General features: G+C 57.6%; 13 protein-coding genes and 1 pseudogene. 5 read left to right on the plus strand and 9 right to left on the minus strand.

Going from position 1 to position 15627, the window contains the following annotated elements; genetic code table 11:
• Positions 1-84 precede the first annotated feature (84 nt).
• The 3 genes from befA to G5168_RS03290 all read right to left on the minus strand — a co-directional run bounded on the left by befA (position 85) and on the right by G5168_RS03290 (position 3546).
• On the minus strand, positions 85-861 hold the full coding sequence (gene befA / locus G5168_RS03280) for a beta cell expansion factor BefA (protein WP_323912847.1): 777 nt from the start codon (positions 859-861) through the stop codon (positions 85-87).
• Between the two features lie 213 nt (positions 862-1074).
• Positions 1075-2514 carry a pyruvate kinase gene (gene pyk, locus G5168_RS03285; RefSeq protein WP_216978295.1) on the minus strand — a complete coding sequence of 480 codons (1440 nt, stop codon included), beginning with the start codon at positions 2512-2514 and terminating at the stop codon, positions 1075-1077.
• A gap of 174 nt (positions 2515-2688) precedes the next feature.
• Positions 2689-3546 (minus strand): MurR/RpiR family transcriptional regulator, encoded by an 858-nt coding sequence (locus tag G5168_RS03290; RefSeq protein WP_005347620.1) that lies wholly within the window; start codon positions 3544-3546, stop codon positions 2689-2691.
• Between the two features lie 344 nt (positions 3547-3890).
• On the opposite strand from G5168_RS03290, the pseudogene glk reads away from it, so the two are divergent.
• Positions 3891-4862 (plus strand): annotated as a pseudogene (glk, locus tag G5168_RS03295) (glucokinase); the annotation flags it as partial.
• Positions 4863-5067: 205 nt separating this feature from the next.
• On the opposite strand, the gene G5168_RS03300 reads toward glk, so the two are convergent.
• Entirely contained in the window at positions 5068-5568 is a 501-nt protein-coding gene (locus tag G5168_RS03300; protein ID WP_216953138.1) for an SRPBCC family protein, read from the minus strand.
• Between the two features lie 155 nt (positions 5569-5723).
• On the opposite strand from G5168_RS03300, the gene G5168_RS03305 reads away from it, so the two are divergent.
• Positions 5724-6146, plus strand: coding sequence for a GNAT family N-acetyltransferase (locus G5168_RS03305; protein WP_216954319.1), 423 nt, complete (start codon positions 5724-5726; stop codon positions 6144-6146).
• Between the two features lie 154 nt (positions 6147-6300).
• Here the strand turns inward: G5168_RS03305 and G5168_RS03310 are convergent, their stop codons facing one another.
• The 3 genes from G5168_RS03310 to G5168_RS03320 all read right to left on the minus strand — a co-directional run bounded on the left by G5168_RS03310 (position 6301) and on the right by G5168_RS03320 (position 10387).
• On the minus strand, positions 6301-7827 hold the full coding sequence (locus G5168_RS03310; RefSeq protein ID WP_421203055.1) for a methyl-accepting chemotaxis protein: 1527 nt from the start codon (positions 7825-7827) through the stop codon (positions 6301-6303).
• Positions 7828-7867: 40 nt separating this feature from the next.
• A complete protein-coding gene (locus tag G5168_RS03315; protein WP_227342193.1) occupies positions 7868-8599 on the minus strand; it encodes a substrate-binding periplasmic protein in 732 nt (243 codons plus the stop codon).
• A 549-nt stretch (positions 8600-9148) separates the two neighbouring features.
• Positions 9149-10387 carry a uracil-xanthine permease family protein gene (locus G5168_RS03320; protein ID WP_005347636.1) on the minus strand — a complete coding sequence of 413 codons (1239 nt, stop codon included), beginning with the start codon at positions 10385-10387 and terminating at the stop codon, positions 9149-9151.
• A gap of 305 nt (positions 10388-10692) precedes the next feature.
• Between G5168_RS03320 and G5168_RS03325 the strand changes: the two genes are divergently transcribed.
• Positions 10693-11910, plus strand: a complete 1218-nt coding sequence (locus G5168_RS03325; protein ID WP_421251838.1) for a hypothetical protein — start codon at positions 10693-10695, stop codon at positions 11908-11910.
• Complete coding sequence (locus tag G5168_RS03330; protein WP_227342189.1) at positions 11907-12248, plus strand: RT0821/Lpp0805 family surface protein; 342 nt, start codon at positions 11907-11909, stop codon at positions 12246-12248. Before G5168_RS03325 ends, G5168_RS03330 begins: the two co-directional genes overlap by 4 nt.
• Before the next feature lie 87 nt (positions 12249-12335).
• Here the strand turns inward: G5168_RS03330 and G5168_RS03335 are convergent, their stop codons facing one another.
• On the minus strand, positions 12336-14051 hold the full coding sequence (locus G5168_RS03335) for an NAD-dependent malic enzyme (protein ID WP_058055721.1): 1716 nt from the start codon (positions 14049-14051) through the stop codon (positions 12336-12338).
• 274 nt (positions 14052-14325) lie between these two features.
• On the opposite strand from G5168_RS03335, the gene G5168_RS03340 reads away from it, so the two are divergent.
• The gene (locus tag G5168_RS03340; protein ID WP_227342187.1) at positions 14326-15090 is read left to right on the plus strand and encodes a substrate-binding periplasmic protein; all 765 of its coding nucleotides are present in this window, start codon (positions 14326-14328) and stop codon (positions 15088-15090) included.
• A gap of 87 nt (positions 15091-15177) precedes the next feature.
• On the opposite strand, the gene G5168_RS03345 is transcribed toward G5168_RS03340, so the two are convergent.
• Positions 15178-15588: a hypothetical protein gene (locus tag G5168_RS03345; RefSeq protein WP_013723543.1), complete on the minus strand. Its 411-nt coding sequence runs from the start codon at positions 15586-15588 to the stop codon at positions 15178-15180.
• Between the last annotated feature and the right edge of the window lie 39 nt (positions 15589-15627).

The following is a 15627-nucleotide window of genomic DNA, read 5'->3' on the forward strand; positions in this document are numbered from 1 at the left end:
CCCGCAGGATGAGTGCGGGCGATCTTTGACTGCAACTGCCGCACGGTGAGCCGGGCCAATGCGGGGGGCTCACCGCCTGAATGGTTACTGACTCAAATCCTTGTCGATCCAGTATTTGGAGCCGGAGATGTTGGCATCGAACAGCAATCCCTTCTCGCCGATCTGGTAGATGGCCATGCCGCCGTTGTATTTGGCGGTAAGCTCGGCGCTCTCCTTGCCAGCTACCACGCCCACTTCGGAAGTGGCCTCCCAACCCTGGGTCACGAAGGCATCGAATCTGGCCTTGTCTTCAAACAGGATCACCTGCTGATAGAACTTGCCACCGATACCGGCCGCCAGCCCCGCGCCAAACATCTTCATATAGGTGTGTTTGCCACTCTTGCGATTGATGGCCACCCCGGCGCCCTGATTGGTATGCAGCATCAGGGAGAACTTGCGCGAATCGAATACTGCGTAGCCATACGCCTTGTCAAACAGCAACTTGGCTGAAGGCTGTTCATTGAACAGGCGCACCAGTGCCGTGTCGGCCATGGTGTTGAGCGCCACCCGCGCCTCCTGCGGGGTTTTGGGCTCCAGCATTTCGTCGAGCTTCTTGTCGGCTACCTTCAGCCACTCCTTGCCAGTGGCGATGCTCTTGTCGGTCCAGACCCCGGCGGTATTGAACGCCTCTTCACCCCAGGCAGAGATGGAGGCCCAGCTCTTTTTGGAGAAGTCGCTGACATCCTGCCATACCTCCTTGCTAGTCTCACTCACGGCGGTGCCGAGATCGGCGGCGGCAGCCTTCAGTTTCTCCCAGTCGGCATGGCTGGGTGACACCACCAACGTCAGTGACAGGGCCAGCAACCAGTTACGCTTGTTCATTTTTTCACTCCCGTATTGTCGAGTGTCTGGGTTACCCGGTGCGATCCCCTACAACGGGCTACCCGGTGAAAATCACTCCCGCATTATCGGAAGGGGAATCCGGTTAAGCAATCATTGAGTCCTGTTTATCCCGCCAAAGCGCGACAGCCGTTAATAAAAAGGCTGCTCATCAGAGAGGAGCAGCCTTGTTGAACACTGTGAAACCGGACGGGCTTATTCGACCATCATCACCTTGCAGGTGTTGGTACTGCCGACGGTTTCCATCTTGTCACCGTGGGTCAGCAGTACCATATCGCCGCTTTGCAGCAGCCCCTTCTCCTTGAGCACGGCCAGCGCGTCGCGGCACACTTCGTAGACCGGTTTGGTCTCGTCACCGTCGAACAGCACCGGGGTCACGCCACGGTAGAGGTTGGCCCAGGCCAGGGTCTTGTTGTGGGGGGACATGGCAAAGATCGGCAGACCGGAGCTGATACGGGACATCAGCAGCGGAGTAGTGCCCGATTCGGTCAGCGCCACGATCGCCTTGACCCCTTCCAGGTGGTTGGCTGCGTACATGGTGGACATCGCAACCGCCTCTTCCACCGACGTGAAGGTGTAGCTCATGCGGTGGTTGGAGACGTTCAGGCTCGGGTGCTTTTCGGCACCGACACAGACGCTCGCCATGGAGGTCACTGTCTCGATGGGGAACTGACCGGCTGCTGTTTCGGCAGAGAGCATCACCGCATCGGTACCATCCAGCACGGCGTTGGCGACGTCCATCACTTCGGCACGAGTCGGTAGCGGCGCGTTGATCATCGATTCCATCATCTGGGTAGCGGTGATCACCACACGGTTGAGACGACGGGAGTGACGGATCAGCTTCTTCTGCACGCCAACCAGCTCGGGGTCACCGATCTCGACGCCCAGATCGCCACGGGCAACCATCACGGCATCGGAACCGAGGATGATATCTTCCATCGCCTCATCGGTGGCGACGGTCTCGGCGCGCTCGACCTTGGCCACGATCTTGGCATTGGAGCCAGCTTCGCGAGCCAGTTCGCGGGCGTAACGCAGATCATCACCGCAGCGCGGGAAGGAGACGGCCAGATAATCCACGTTCATCAGCGCGGCTGTCTTGATATCTTCCTTGTCTTTCTCGGTCAGGGCTGGCGCGGAGAGACCGCCCCCTTTCTTGTTGATGCCCTTGTTGTTGGAGAGCGGGCCCGCCACGGTCACAGTGGTATGGATGCGGGTGCCTTCCACGCTCTCGACTTTCAGTTGTACACGGCCATCGTCCAGCAGCAGGATGTCACCCGGCACCACATCATTTGGCAGGCTCTTGTAGTCGATACCAACCTGCTCCTGACAGCCTTCACCCTTGCCCAGGGCTGCATCCAGCACGAACTTGTCACCGATGGCGAGATAGATCTTGCCATCCTTGAAGGTGGATACACGGATTTTCGGGCCTTGCAGGTCACCCATGATGGCAACGTGGCGGCCGAGCTTGGCAGCAATGTCACGCACCTGATTGGCGCGCTGGATATGATCTTCAGGAGTGCCGTGAGAGAAGTTCATCCGCACCATGTCGGCGCCAGCGCGGATAATCCCTTCGAGGATCCCTTCGCGGTCGGTGGCCGGACCAAGTGTGGTTACAATCTTTGTACGTCTAGGCATGAAAGACTCCAATATGAAGTTGAGATAACTTGAGATTCTGCCCCATCAAACCGATGGCTCGATGCACCCGCTTGCAAACCATCCGGGTGGTTTTTGTTATTAAGTTACAATACCACATCAAGACTACACCAAGGAGGGTGGCATAGACAGTCGGGGGCCAAAGCCCCCGACGATTCAGGAAGAGTGTGGTGTTTCAAAGCGGGATTCACGCAATCCCTCTTTTACCTTCTTCAGGTTTTCACGAAATTTCATCCCCCGGCGCAGGGTAAATCCGGTTGCCAGCACATCCACCAGCGCCAGTTGCGCGATGCGGGAAGCCATCGGCATGTAGACATCGGTATCCTCCGGAACATCCATGGAGAGCACCAGATTGCACTCGCGCGCCAGTGGCGAATCCTTGGCGGTCATGCCGATGACGGTGGCGTCGTTCTCGCGGGCCAGCGCGGCGATCTCGACCAGCGCCTTGGTGCGGCCGGTATGGGAGATCAGCACCACCACGTCCCCTTCGCTGCTGTTGATGCAGCTCATGCGCATCATGACGATATCGTCAAAGCTCACCACCGGGATATTGAAGCGGAAGAACTTGTTCTGGGCATCGCGGGCAACGGCTGAGGAGGCACCAAGACCAAAGAAGCTTATCTTCTTGGACTGGGTCAGGATATCGACACAGCGGTTGATGGCCGAGATATCCAGGCTGTTCTTGGCTGCATCCAGACAAGCCATGGTGGATTCGAAGATTTTGGCCGTGTAGGTATCGGGGCCGTCTTCTGCTTCCACATGACGATTGACGTAAGGAGTGCCATTGGCCAGGCTCTGGGCCAGATGGAGTTTGAAATCGGGGAAGCCTTTGGTATCGAGGCGACGGCAAAAACGGTTGACGGTCGGTTCACTGACGTCGGCCATTTTGGCCAGGGCGGCGATGCTGGAGTGGATGGCGGTCTGGGGAGACGCCAGGATCACCTCGGCAACCTTGCGTTCTGATTTACTGAAACTTTCCAGGTTGTTCGTAATTTTATCAAGGGTATTCATCATCACCACCAGACGTTTTTGTAATTTAGCTTCAGTGTCTTTGCACTAAATCTACGGCTAAGCAGGTTTCCAATCAAGCTGATGACTATACAAGACAAGCGGTTATCGCAACTAACGCCTGCCGTACAAAGTATGACTCATCTCTAATTATTTCGTACTTTTCGTTACAAAACGTCACCTCACTGTGAAACCGCTTACAAATGTTGCAAAGCAACAACACTGTGAGCAGGCGCACGTTTGTATCGATCCGGCGGGTGAGTGAGCCTGAGCTCGGATAGAATGGGCCGTCATAATCCAACAATAATGTCGGGACACCACAGTCGTCCCCATCCTGTAACGAAGGAGTTGTTATGCAGCATACCCATGCGCTGGTCGGCGATGTCGGCGGTACCAATGCGCGTCTGGCCCTGTGTGAGCTGGCCACCGGTACTATCTCTCAGGCAAAGACCTACTCAGGTCTGGCCCATCCCAGCCTTGAAGCCGTGGTTCGCCTCTATCTGGAGGAACACAAGGTCGAGGTGGCTGAAGCCTGCATCGCCATCGCCTGCCCCATCAATGGTGACTGGGTCGCCATGACCAACCACAGCTGGGAGTTCTCCATCAGCGAGATGCAGAGCAATCTCGGGCTGGCGCGCCTGCAAGTAATCAACGACTTTACCGCGGTCTCGATGGCGGTACCGGTATTGGCCGAATCGGATCGCATCCAGCTGGGCGGCGCCGCACCGGTAGCTGGCAAACCCATCGCCATCTATGGAGCGGGCACCGGCCTTGGGGTTGCGCATCTGGTCAAGGCGGGCGATCAGTGGTTGAGCCTGCCGGGCGAAGGGGGTCATGTGGATTTTGCCGCCAACACCGAAGAGGAAGATGCGGTGCTGCAGGTGATGCGTGGCGAACTGGGCCATGTCTCGGCCGAGCGTTTCTTATCCGGCCCAGGCCTGGTCAATCTCTATCGCGGGCTGGTGAAATCCGATGGGCGTGAGCCGGAGCCGTTCGCTCCCAAAGACATTACCGAACGTGCGCTGGCGGGCGAGTGTCTGGATTGCCGCCGCACCCTGAGCCTGTTCTGCGTGCTGATGGGCCGCTTTGCCGGCAACCTGGCGCTCAATATGGGTACCTTTGGCGGCGTCTATATCGCAGGGGGCATAGTGCCGCGCTTCCAGGAGTTCTTCACCAGTTCCGGTTTCCGGGTTGCCTTTGAAGACAAGGGCCGTTTCAAATCCTACCTCAAGGATATTCCGGTATTCCTGATCACCCATGAAGGGCCTGGCCTGCTCGGCGCTGGCGCTTACCTGCGCCAGTCGATGGGGATTACCATCTGATTGTAAGGTGGAGTGAAACTGAAACATCCGTGGTTCAGCATCGATTCAGTGTGGATGGCATATAGTAATGGCACGTAACCAAGAGGGTTGTACTTCACAAGGAGTGGAAAGCGACTCTCATCCGCTGGATACGTTTGTCACCTGACAAGCCTGAACTGTTTCAACCGGCCTTTTGGCCGGTTTTTTTTATCTCTGTGCCCCGAAATTACTGGGACAACGCCTTCAGCTGTGCCTTGTCGGGCGGGTTGTTCCAGTCGATGGGGCCGTGGGTAAAGCGGTACTGCAGCCGTGGCAGGCTGGTCTCCAGCCACTCTTCCCTAAAGTAGGCATACCCCTGATTCCAGTCAGGATCATTGGCCCAACCGGTTTGCAGGAAGTAGAGGCGAGTGCCCTGCCCTTCCGGCACAAAGCGCAGACAAACCTGAGTCTTCTGCTGACGAATATGGGGCAGACTGGGCGGAAAATTCCAGCTAAAGCTGAGCAAATCATAGGGCATGACGGCCATGACCCTGCACCCTTCACTGCCCCGTTCACCCAGTGGAGCATCCGGCCTGAAGTAGATTTCGAAGGGGCCATTCGGTTCGGCTACCATCAAACACTCGGGAGCCAGAAAACTGCGCAGACCACTCTCTGTCGTCCAGGCGTGCCACACGTCATCGATATGAGCCGGAACAAAAATGTTGCCTTCAATCTGTTTATTGTCCATAAATCAACAATCCTCACGCCATCCATACAGGGGACTTCGGCAGTATAGCCCCATGACAAATGTATTGGACAGCCCTTAATCACACCCTTGTCATTTGCCCCAGATAACCTTGCCCGCGTGCAACAGGGAACAGTGACCGCCCTTGGGAGAGCATGATGATCAGGCGCATGGAAGAACGTGATATCACCCCGCTGGCCAAGCTGTTTTTACAAGGCCGCAGACAAACCTTTCACTGGGTAGACCCCTCCCTGTTTCACCTGGATGACTTTATCGAGCAGACCCGGGGAGAAGAGATATGGGTGGCTGAGCGAGGGGGGACGCTCTGCGGATTTATCGCCGTATGGCAACCCGATCACTTTGTGCATCATTTGTACGTTGCGAGCGACTGGCATGGTCAGGGGATTGGGCGAGCGCTGCTCGAACATGGTCTGGCAAATAATCCCCGCACGGCATCACTCAAGGTGGCAACCCGCAATACGGCGGCCGTGGCCTTCTATCATCGGCTTGGCTGGCAGCATGGCGACGAGGCCGGGTACTGCGAGCTCACCGGTCCCTGGTGCAAGCTGTGTCGTGAGTAGACAACAGCTCTCCAGACTGTCATGCATGGGCCCGTAAAGGGAAAATATCGATCCGGGATTGCATGGCAGAATATGAGAACACCACGACCCCCGTTGCGCGCGTGATCGCGACCACCGCTCGCACCGAGGATCCCCCGCAGGGCGTATGTGCTTTCTAGACCCGAAACAGCTTGAGCAGGGTATCGAGCTGACCGGAGAGCTGGCGCAAATCGCTGCTGGCTTCAGCCACTTGCACCACCCTGGCCGCGCTCTCGCTATTAAGGGTGGCAATCCGGTTCACGCTATGGCTCACCGCCTCTGCTACCGAGTGTTGCTCTTCCGAGGCTTGGGCAATATACATGTTCATCTCGCGGATCAGACTGACCTGGTTTTTAATTTTCTCCACCGATACCTGTACATCGGCGGCTTCGGCTCCCGCACGAGAGGCCTGCTCCTGGCTCAACTGCATCCCGGCACCGACATTCTGGGTCGCCTGTTGCAGCCGTTTGATGCTGGCACTGATCTCTTCGGTCGACTGACGAGTGCGCCCCGAGAGGGTTCGCACTTCATCGGCCACCACCGCAAAACCGCGCCCCTGATCCCCAGCCCTCGCCGCCTCGATGGCGGCATTGAGCGCCAGCAGATTGGTCTGCTCGGCAATACCATTGATCACTTCGATAATATTGCCGATGCTGCTGCTCTCGGTAGAGAGGGAGCGCATCAGCCCCGCCACCCGTTCCACCTCTCCCACCAGCTGGTGAATCGCCTGATTGGCATGACCGGCCAGATTGTAGCCCTGTTCGACATAAAGGTTGGCCTCATCGGTCGCCGTAGCAGTCTTCACTGCATTACCTGCCACCTCCTGCACAGCCTGGCTCATCTCGGTAATGGCAGTCGCGACCTGATCCAGCTCCAGTTGCTGGGCATCACTGGCGCCCCGAGTATCCGCCGCAAGGGTGTCACAACGTTCCGCTGTCTGCAGCACGCCAGCAGAGAGCTCGTTGATTTCGGCCACCATCTCCTGCAACTTGGCAATAAAGTGATTGATGTTGGTGGCCAGCGCGCCCATCTCATCCTGACGGAGGATCTTGAGACGCCGGGTCAGATCCCCCTCTCCCCTGGCCAAATCGAACACCGCCAGATTCATCTGATGAAGTGGTCTCAGCACATTGCGATGAATGAGTACCATCAACAAGGCAATGATACAGATATCAAGTACCAGGATCTGCCAGACAGTGGTGATCAACTGCTGGCGCAAGTTGGCCTGAATGGCCGCATCACTGGTTTCGACCAGCAATCTGGCCACGGTATTTTTCTGGCCGCTGTCGTCGTAGACCAGATCATACCCCCCATAGGCCGCCGTATCGGCGGGTATGGCCGCTACAGGGGAAATAGTGCCCGCTGCATCGCGGGCAAACCCGGCCACCAGCTTCTCCTTGTTGACCACCAGCAGTGTGCTGAGCATATCGGCCGCCAGCTCGGATTTGAGCGATGCCTCGATAAAGGCCGACTCATAATTCCACAAAGGGCCAGGCAAGGAGAGCTGCAGTCGCTTGATCGCCTGCTCGACCAGCTGAGCCTGTTTGCTGTAGCTCTCTTCCCTCACCGAGCTGTAGTTATAACCACCAAACAGTACCAATAGCAGACTCACCGAGAGGGAAGTCAGTACGGCAATCCTGAACTTCAGACTTTTCCAATCCATGACTTCCTCCCGGTATTAACGGCAGCAGGAACAGTACAACTTACTGGTACTTGGCGTTGATTTTCTCGATGGTGCCGTCGGCTTTCATGGCTGCCAGAACCTCGTTGAGCTTGTTGATGAGTTCATCGGGCGTATCCTTGTTAAACGCCAAACTCATCTGGGTTTCCTTGAACACGAAGACCGGCTTGGGTGAGGCCACCTTCTCCTTGCTGGCCAGATAGGGCGCCAGATACTGGCCGGTTGCCCAGAGATCGATACGACCGGCCTCCAGTTTTTTCACGTTGGCGGTGTCATTGGCTGCCAGCTGCAACTTGGCAAATCCCTGTGCCTTGAGATACTCGGCTGCCGCATCACCGTTGTAGCCCCCCACCGAATACTGCTTGGCCTCTTCCAGTGAAGAGACTGTGATATTGGCCGTCGAGCTGGAGAAGAACACCCAGTTGTTATTGACCAGCGGCCCCACCCATTTGAACAGCGCCTCACGCTCCGGGGTACGAGTCGTGGAGTAGAGTGCGGTGTTGGGAGTGCTGAGGGTATCTTCATACGCCCGCTTCCAGGGCATCAGGGTCAGCTTGTATTCGACGCCGGCACGCTTGAGCAGCTCTTCGACCACCTCGGTCGATAGCCCGACAATCTTGCCCCCCTCCCCCTGCATGTTGAACGGAGGGTAATCCTCGGTCATCACGTTCAGTGGCGCAGCCTGAACAGCGCTTATCGCCATCATGGAAGAGACTGAAAAAATTGCACTTTTCCACAGCAGTTGATAGTTCATTGCAACCTCGCTTTGCTTGCCATTCATCCCTGAACATCCGCCGTTACCGATGGCGGTGCACATCTGACCCGCTGGGGTCATGCCGGCTTTCACGGCTCGCCGCCCACCCATGTGCAGCAGCAAACAGATCCGGATTTTGCCAGTGCGCAACGAAACACAACCGGCGGGGGAGGCTCACGACAAATCGAGGTGGAAACATGCCAGGGCAGCATGAGGGGAGTGTGGAGGGGGCGGATAAACCTCTGCCATACAACAGCGCTGTGGCGAAGCAGAAGCGCATCGTTTAATGACCAGGGTCTGGGAGAGAAATGATAGAAAACGCCAACATCCATTTTCCCATACTGCTCGAGGAGACCTCAGAGCCAAACCTGTCCTTTAGCTAAGGTCACGAAAAGAGATACGTCAAATGAGAGTGCTAACCCCCTCATCTGCTTCCAAATTAGATTCCAGATGAGCTCCGCCGAGCCGAAAAGTGGCGCTAGATAACCGAAACAGAGAAGGCCACCGCGAGGTGGCCTTCTACAAGTCAACGTGAACGTCTGGTGAAACTCAATCCTTGGCCGCGTCCATCACACCCTCTTCGGAGTGCGCAGGCAGGATCAGGTTGAGCAGGATGGCGGCAACGGAGGCCAGGCCAACACCGGCCAGCGCGAAGTCGCCAATCTTCATCTCCAGCGCACCGACACCGACAGTAAGAGTCACGGCGACGATGGCGATATTGCGTGACAGCCCCAGATCCACCTTGGATTCCACCAGCGTCTTGAGACCGATGGCAGCGATGGATCCGAACAGCAGCAGCATGATACCGCCCATCACCGGCATCGGGATGGAGGTGAGCAGCGCATTGAACTTGCCGAAGAAGGCCAGAATGATGGCAAACACCGCAGCCCAGGTCATGGTGACCGGATTGAAGTTACGAGTGATCATCACGGCACCGGTCACTTCGGCGTAGGTGGTCACGGGTGGGCCACCGATGAAACCGGCGAAGCAGACGCCGATGCCATCACCGGCCAGCGTACGGTGCAAACCCGGATCCTTGGTGTAATCCTTGCCAGTCACGCCACCAATCGCCAACACGCCACCGATATGCTCGATACAGGGGGCGATGGCTACCGGCAACATGAACAACGCAGCAGCCCAGTTGATCTCCGGGGTTTCGAAGTGGGGCAGCGCCAGCCAGGGGGCGTTCACCATGCCATCGAAACTCACCTGGCCCATGAACACCGCCGAGACATAACCGGCAATCACACCGCACAGGATGGGGATCAGCTTGATCCACCCCTTGCAGAACACAGCGGCAATCAGGGTGACCGCCAGCGAGATACCGGCCAGCGTCAGCGCAGTCCCCGCAGGAACCACCTGCTCACCACCGGCGCGGCCCATCGCCATGTTGCAGGCAACCTGAGCCACAGAAAGACCGATCACCATGATCACCGGGCCAATCACCACCGGGGGCAGCAATTTGTGCACAAAACCCATCCCTTTTGCCCGGATCAGCGCAGCCAGAATGAAATACATGAAACCGGCGGCAAACAGGCCAAACATGGTGGATGGCAATCCCCAAGTCTGGGTGGCGTAGATGATGGGAGCGATGAAGGCAAAGCTGGAACCGAGGAAAATCGGGACCTGGCGGCGGGTGCAGAGTTGGAACAACAGGGTGCCCACACCGGCGCCAAGCAGGGCCATGGAGGGGTTCAGTCCGGTGAGCAGGGGCACCAGAACCATGGCACCGAAGGCGACAAACAGGATTTGCAGCCCGGCGACACTTTGCTTGACTAAGGAAAACATGGATGTCCTTAATTTTTTGATAACTGATGGGGATATTTATCACTTTTCAGTCATCACAAGACTTTTTCAAGGCACAAAATGAACACAAATACGTCACCTGTTACCTTTTACTGCTTGGGAAGGGCATGAAACTGGCTTTTTAGGCGGGATTCGTTGCTACAAGCATCGAGTATGCGATTTTACGCATTATTGTGACGAACGCCAATCGTTTTTCCATCATGTTTATTGTGTTCATGGTCAAAGATGCCACCGCTAGGGGGCGCTCTATAATGGATCCTGTGAATCAAGATGGACAAGGAGTCCCCATGTCACAGCCCCCATTCAAGGCCAGCCAGCGCAGATTGCTTATTGGCTCGGCCATCGCACTCGCCCTGTTTGCAAACCCGTTCAGTTATGATTTCGCCCACAATGAGTGGCAAATGAATCAGGCCTATGCCAAGTCCTGCTTTATCGCCGGCACTCGCATCACGATGGCCGATGGCTCCACCCGCCCCATAGAGACGCTCCGGGTCGGTGAACGAGTGCTGGATCAACACGGCGGCAGTAACCGGATCCTGGCGGTCGAACGGGTCATACTGGGCAAACGCAGACTCTACGGGATCAATGATCTGCCCCCGTTCTTTACCGCAGAACACCCTCTGCTGACCACGCGGGGCTGGGCAGCCATCTCACCGGCCATGACACGAACCGAAAACCCGCAACTGGCAGTGCTGCCGCTATTTACCGGCATGCAGATAATGTGTCGCCCGGCACCTGTCATGGTGACGGGCAATCTGGCCCTGCAATCCCAGCCGGAATTACTGCTGGTTGAGTCACTCTGCTGGATCGAGGCGCCTCCCACTACCGCACTCTTCAATCTGCTGCTCGATGGCAGCCACAGCTACATCGCCAATGAGCTGATCGTTCACAACAAAGATGGCGATGGTGGCAGTGGGGGCAGCAGTGGTGGGGGCAGCAGCAGTGGTGGTGGCAACAGCGGCGGAGGCAGCAACAGCGGCGGAGGCAGCAACAGCGGCGGAGGCAGCGACAGCGGCGGTGGCAGCGACAGCGATGGGGGCAGCGATGACAGTGGCGGCCAGGGCGAGCATGCCGGCGGAGAGCAGCATGGTGGAGGTGAACGGCATGCTGGTGGAGAAAAACATGCAGGGGGAGAACGCCATGGGGGTGGCCGCGGATTTGGCAATGGCGTTGATGACAACGGTGTAGATACCGTCGATGCCAATGGCAACAAGCTCAGAGGTGACGGCACCATCGATGACAACGGCGTGGATGCCGTCGATGCCAACGGCAACAAGCTCAGAGGTGACGGCACGGTCGATGACAACGGCGTGGATGCTGTCGATGCCAACGGCAACAAACTCAGGGGCGATGGCACGGTCGATGACAACGGTGTGGATGCTGTCGATGCCAACGGCAACAAACTAAGAGGTGACGGCACGGTCGACGATCGTCAGCAAGTGCTTACCGATGAGCAGGAGCGGGCGCTGCTCAACAACGGCTTTCGCCAACAGGGGCAACCATGATGCGTTATCTGCTAACACTCCTCCTGCTCGGCCTCGCTGGCTGCGCCACGGTCGACACTCCGCCGCTTTACCATCAGATGGATAAGGCAGATATTCAACTGGCCAATCAGGCCCTTGCCAAGGCGCTGGAAACCCGCACCAAAGGGCAGAGCCTCACCTGGTTCAATCCGGCTAATCGTCACTCGGGTAGCGTCACGCCGCTGCGCACCTTCCGCCATACCAGCGGGGAGTGGTGTCGCGACTATCGCGAGCAACTCTATATCGGCAAGGCGAGCCAGCAGTGGCAGGATACCGCCTGTCGCAATCAGGAAGGGCGCTGGCGACCATTGCGAATTTAGTGAATGCCACGGGGTAAACGAAAGGGGGTAGCAGCGCTACCCCCTTGTCATCTTTACCGACCCGTTATCCGGACGGTGAATACGCGGTTATACCCGACGATAGGGCAGGTAAACCGGCTCCCACATGTGGTTGAGGATATGCTGCTGCAGATCCTGACCGATCAGTGGGTGGGAGGGATCCCGGCGCACGATATCCTTGAGCACGGCGGTCGCCACATGCACCGAGATGCTGCGCAGCTCGCGAATGCGGGGATACACGGCCCCTTTCGCCAGGTCCACCTCGCTCACGCACTCAGCCAGCGCAAAGGCGGCGGTAGTGAAGACATCGGGTGTGATCTCGCGGATCTGGCTGACGATGGCCGCCAGACCTACACCGGGGAAGATAAAGACGTTGTTGCCCTGCCCGACCCGGAACTCCTGCCCCTCGTAGCTCACATCCTTGAACGGACTGCCGGTTGCAACGATGGCTTTGCCCTTGCTCCAGCGGTAGATATCTTCCGGCAGCGCTTCACAGTTGGCGGTAGGGTTGGAGAGCGGGAACACCATGGGGCGCTCGCAATGCTGCAGCATCAGCTGGATGTGCTCTTCCTGGAAGGCCCCGCCCGAGCCACTGGTACCCAGCAACACGGTAATGGGCACATGACGCAGCACATCGGCCAGATTGGCCTTGCCGGGCACCTCGGTATCCCAACCCGCCAGCAGCAGCCCAGGTTTGGCGTAGCGACGCTTGTACTCGTCGAGCCCGTCCCGGTTGTCGCACACCAGCCCCTGGGTATCCAGAATGTAGATGCGATCGCGGGCCGCCTGCGGATCCATCCCCTCGCGGATCATCCCCGCGCAGATCTGATCCGCGACGCCAACCCCACCGGCGCCAGCGCCATAGACCAGATAGTTCTGCTGGCCCAGGGTCTCCCCCTTGACCTTGACCGCGCCGATGATACCGGCCAGCACCACGGCACCGGTGCCCTGAATATCATCGTTGAATGACGGCAGTGACTGCTGGTAGCGGGCCAGATTGTTGAAGGCATTGGATTTGCTGAAGTCTTCCCACTGGAGCACGGCATTGGGGAAGTGGCGTTTGACCCCCTGCACAAACTTGTCGATGAACTCTTCGTACTCCTTGCCGCGAATACGCTTGTGGGGGCGGCCCAGATACATGGGATCATCGAGCAGTTTCTGGTTGTCGGTGCCCACATCCAGCGCGATGGGCATGCAGCAGGCGGGGTGAATACCGGCTCCCAGGGTATAGAGCGCCAGCTTGCCGATGGGGATGCCCATGCCGCCAACACCCTGGTCGCCGATCCCCAGAATGCCCTGGCTGTCGGTGACGACTATGATGCGGATCGATTTGGCATCGAAGTGGCGGGCCTGACTGCCCATATCATCCACGTTGTCCGGAGTGATGTAGAGGCCGCGCGGCTTCTGGAAGCGGTGGCTGAACTCCTGGCACGCCTTGCCCACGGTCGGGGTATAGATGTAGGGAGTCATCTCCTCCACATGGCGTGACAACAGGGCATAGAAGAGAGTCTCGTTGCGATCCTGCAGGGCACGCAGGTTCTGGTACTTCTCGATATCGCTGCAAGCGCTCTTGAACCCCTCATACACTCGCTCGAGCTGAGCTTCAAAAGTTTGTACCTGAGGCGGCAGCAAACCATCGAGATCAAAATCGGCCCGCTCCTGTTCGGTGAAGGCCGTGCCCTTGTTGAGGTATCGATTGTTAAGCAGATCAGTGCCGGTCAGTGCAACGGGGCGAAAATCCTGTCCCTGTGCATCTTTCCACAGCAGATATTGTCCGGTAGCCATAGTCATTCTCTTTGATTTACGTGAAATTGCCGTTCGGCAGGAGAGCAAGACTCATAATGAAATCAATCATATGACGTTTACTCGATCGGTTTTGTGAGCTTGGGCATACCCTGCGGCCAAAATAGGCGCCTGGCGGCCCCGGCGAGACAAATATCCACGGCAATGAATGAGACTCATGTTAGCATTGCGGGCAACCCAGCCCCTTTCACCGCATCACAGCCGGGAGTGACCTGATGCCCTCGCCTCTGCCAGCCTGCGTCCCCTTCTTTCTGCCATGCGCCTGATCCCGCTGCTTGCTCTGTGGTTGTTTCTGACCTGCCAGTCGGCTCTCGCCGCACCGGGCCGGGTGCTCAACATCATCGTGGGTGAATGGCCCCCTTTCGTCTCCGAGCAGTCAAAACAGCACGGTCCCGTGGCCCACCTTATCAGCGATCTGTTCAAGGAGGCGGGCTATGAGGTGAAGTTCCACTTCGCCCCCTGGGGCCGGGTCTATTCGCTGGCGGCCAACAGCCAGCTCTACGACGCCACCGCCGTCTGGATGCACAAACCGGAGCGGGAGCAGGATTTTCTGTTCAGCGAAGCGGTGCTGCAGGAGCAGTTTGTCTTCTTCTCCCTCAAATCACGGCAGCTGCAAGCCGAGCGCCTTGAGCAGATCATCGGCATGCGGTTGGGGGGCGATATCGCCTATAGCTACGGGCCAGATCTGGACAAGATGGTGGTCGATGGCAAGGTAACCCAACAGAAAGTCACCGACGTGAAACAGAATTTCGGCAAGCTGCTGCGCGGGCGGATCGACCTCTATCCGCAAGAGCTGCGAGTCGGCCTGGCCGAGTTGCAGAGCCAGCTCGACCCCGCCAGCGCGGCACTCATCACCCACAGTCAGACCCCTTTTCTGCGCAACGACAGCTTCGTGATGTTCCCGCGCAAGATGCCCGATTCAGCCAAACTGCGGGATCAGTTCAATCAGCAGTTGCAGCAGGCCATCGCCAGCGGACGTTATCAGCGCTACTTCGAACGGCTTTCCCGGGGGGACTATTAACCTTGGCGAGGCAAAAAAAGAGAGGATAAAACAACGGTGGCGGCCCTTTGTGGCCGCCACCTCTGTGATGCTTGTCAGCTGCTGGCATTAGCCGCTGATGCCCACCTCTAGCTTGAACGGCGTCTTGGCCTTGCTGCTCTCGGCCGCCCCCATCTGGTAGACCCGAATGGTATAAGTGCCCTTGGCGGGCAGGGTTGCCTCAAAGTTGTTCCCTTCCGTAGAGCCGATAAACATCGCCTCCCCCTTGCTGCCCGGCGGCAGAATATTGAAGTAGGGCTTGCCGGTCAGGATCACCACCATGCTCTGGCCCTTGTTGGCCGTCAGCTTGTAATCGAGGGTCTGGCTACCCTGAATGGTGCCGTTGATAGTCGCCCCTGACTCCCCCTTCTTGAACTGCACCTGCTGAGTCTTGATCCCGTCAGCCGCCTGCGCCACGCCCGCAATACCACCGAAGAGCGCAGATGCACATACCGCTGCCAGCCATGCTTTTCTCATCATTTGTCATCCCTTGTATGAATGGAACCCCCTGTTACTGTT

This window comes from Aeromonas sp. 600724, from assembly GCF_049175135.1.
In the GTDB taxonomy this organism is placed as follows: domain Bacteria; phylum Pseudomonadota; class Gammaproteobacteria; order Enterobacterales; family Aeromonadaceae; genus Aeromonas; species Aeromonas veronii_A.

Excerpts from the sequence above, each read along its gene's own strand:
- G5168_RS03300 (WP_216953138.1), bottom strand. The coding sequence starts at position 5,568 with ATGGACAATAAACAGATTGAAGGCAACATTTTTGTTCCGGCTCATATC.
- G5168_RS03330 (WP_227342189.1), top strand. The coding sequence starts at position 11,907 with ATGATGCGTTATCTGCTAACACTCCTCCTGCTCGGCCTCGCTGGCTGC.
- G5168_RS03340 (WP_227342187.1), top strand. The coding sequence starts at position 14,326 with ATGCGCCTGATCCCGCTGCTTGCTCTGTGGTTGTTTCTGACCTGCCAG.
- G5168_RS03315 (WP_227342193.1), bottom strand. The coding sequence starts at position 8,599 with ATGAACTATCAACTGCTGTGGAAAAGTGCAATTTTTTCAGTCTCTTCC.
- pyk (WP_216978295.1), bottom strand. The coding sequence starts at position 2,514 with ATGCCTAGACGTACAAAGATTGTAACCACACTTGGTCCGGCCACCGAC.
- G5168_RS03345 (WP_013723543.1), bottom strand. The coding sequence starts at position 15,588 with ATGATGAGAAAAGCATGGCTGGCAGCGGTATGTGCATCTGCGCTCTTC.
- G5168_RS03305 (WP_216954319.1), top strand. The coding sequence starts at position 5,724 with ATGATCAGGCGCATGGAAGAACGTGATATCACCCCGCTGGCCAAGCTG.
- G5168_RS03310 (WP_421203055.1), bottom strand. The coding sequence starts at position 7,827 with ATGGATTGGAAAAGTCTGAAGTTCAGGATTGCCGTACTGACTTCCCTC.
- G5168_RS03290 (WP_005347620.1), bottom strand. The coding sequence starts at position 3,546 with ATGATGAATACCCTTGATAAAATTACGAACAACCTGGAAAGTTTCAGT.
- G5168_RS03320 (WP_005347636.1), bottom strand. The coding sequence starts at position 10,387 with ATGTTTTCCTTAGTCAAGCAAAGTGTCGCCGGGCTGCAAATCCTGTTT.
- G5168_RS03325 (WP_421251838.1), top strand. The coding sequence starts at position 10,693 with ATGTCACAGCCCCCATTCAAGGCCAGCCAGCGCAGATTGCTTATTGGC.
- befA (WP_323912847.1), bottom strand. The coding sequence starts at position 861 with ATGAACAAGCGTAACTGGTTGCTGGCCCTGTCACTGACGTTGGTGGTG.
- G5168_RS03335 (WP_058055721.1), bottom strand. The coding sequence starts at position 14,051 with ATGGCTACCGGACAATATCTGCTGTGGAAAGATGCACAGGGACAGGAT.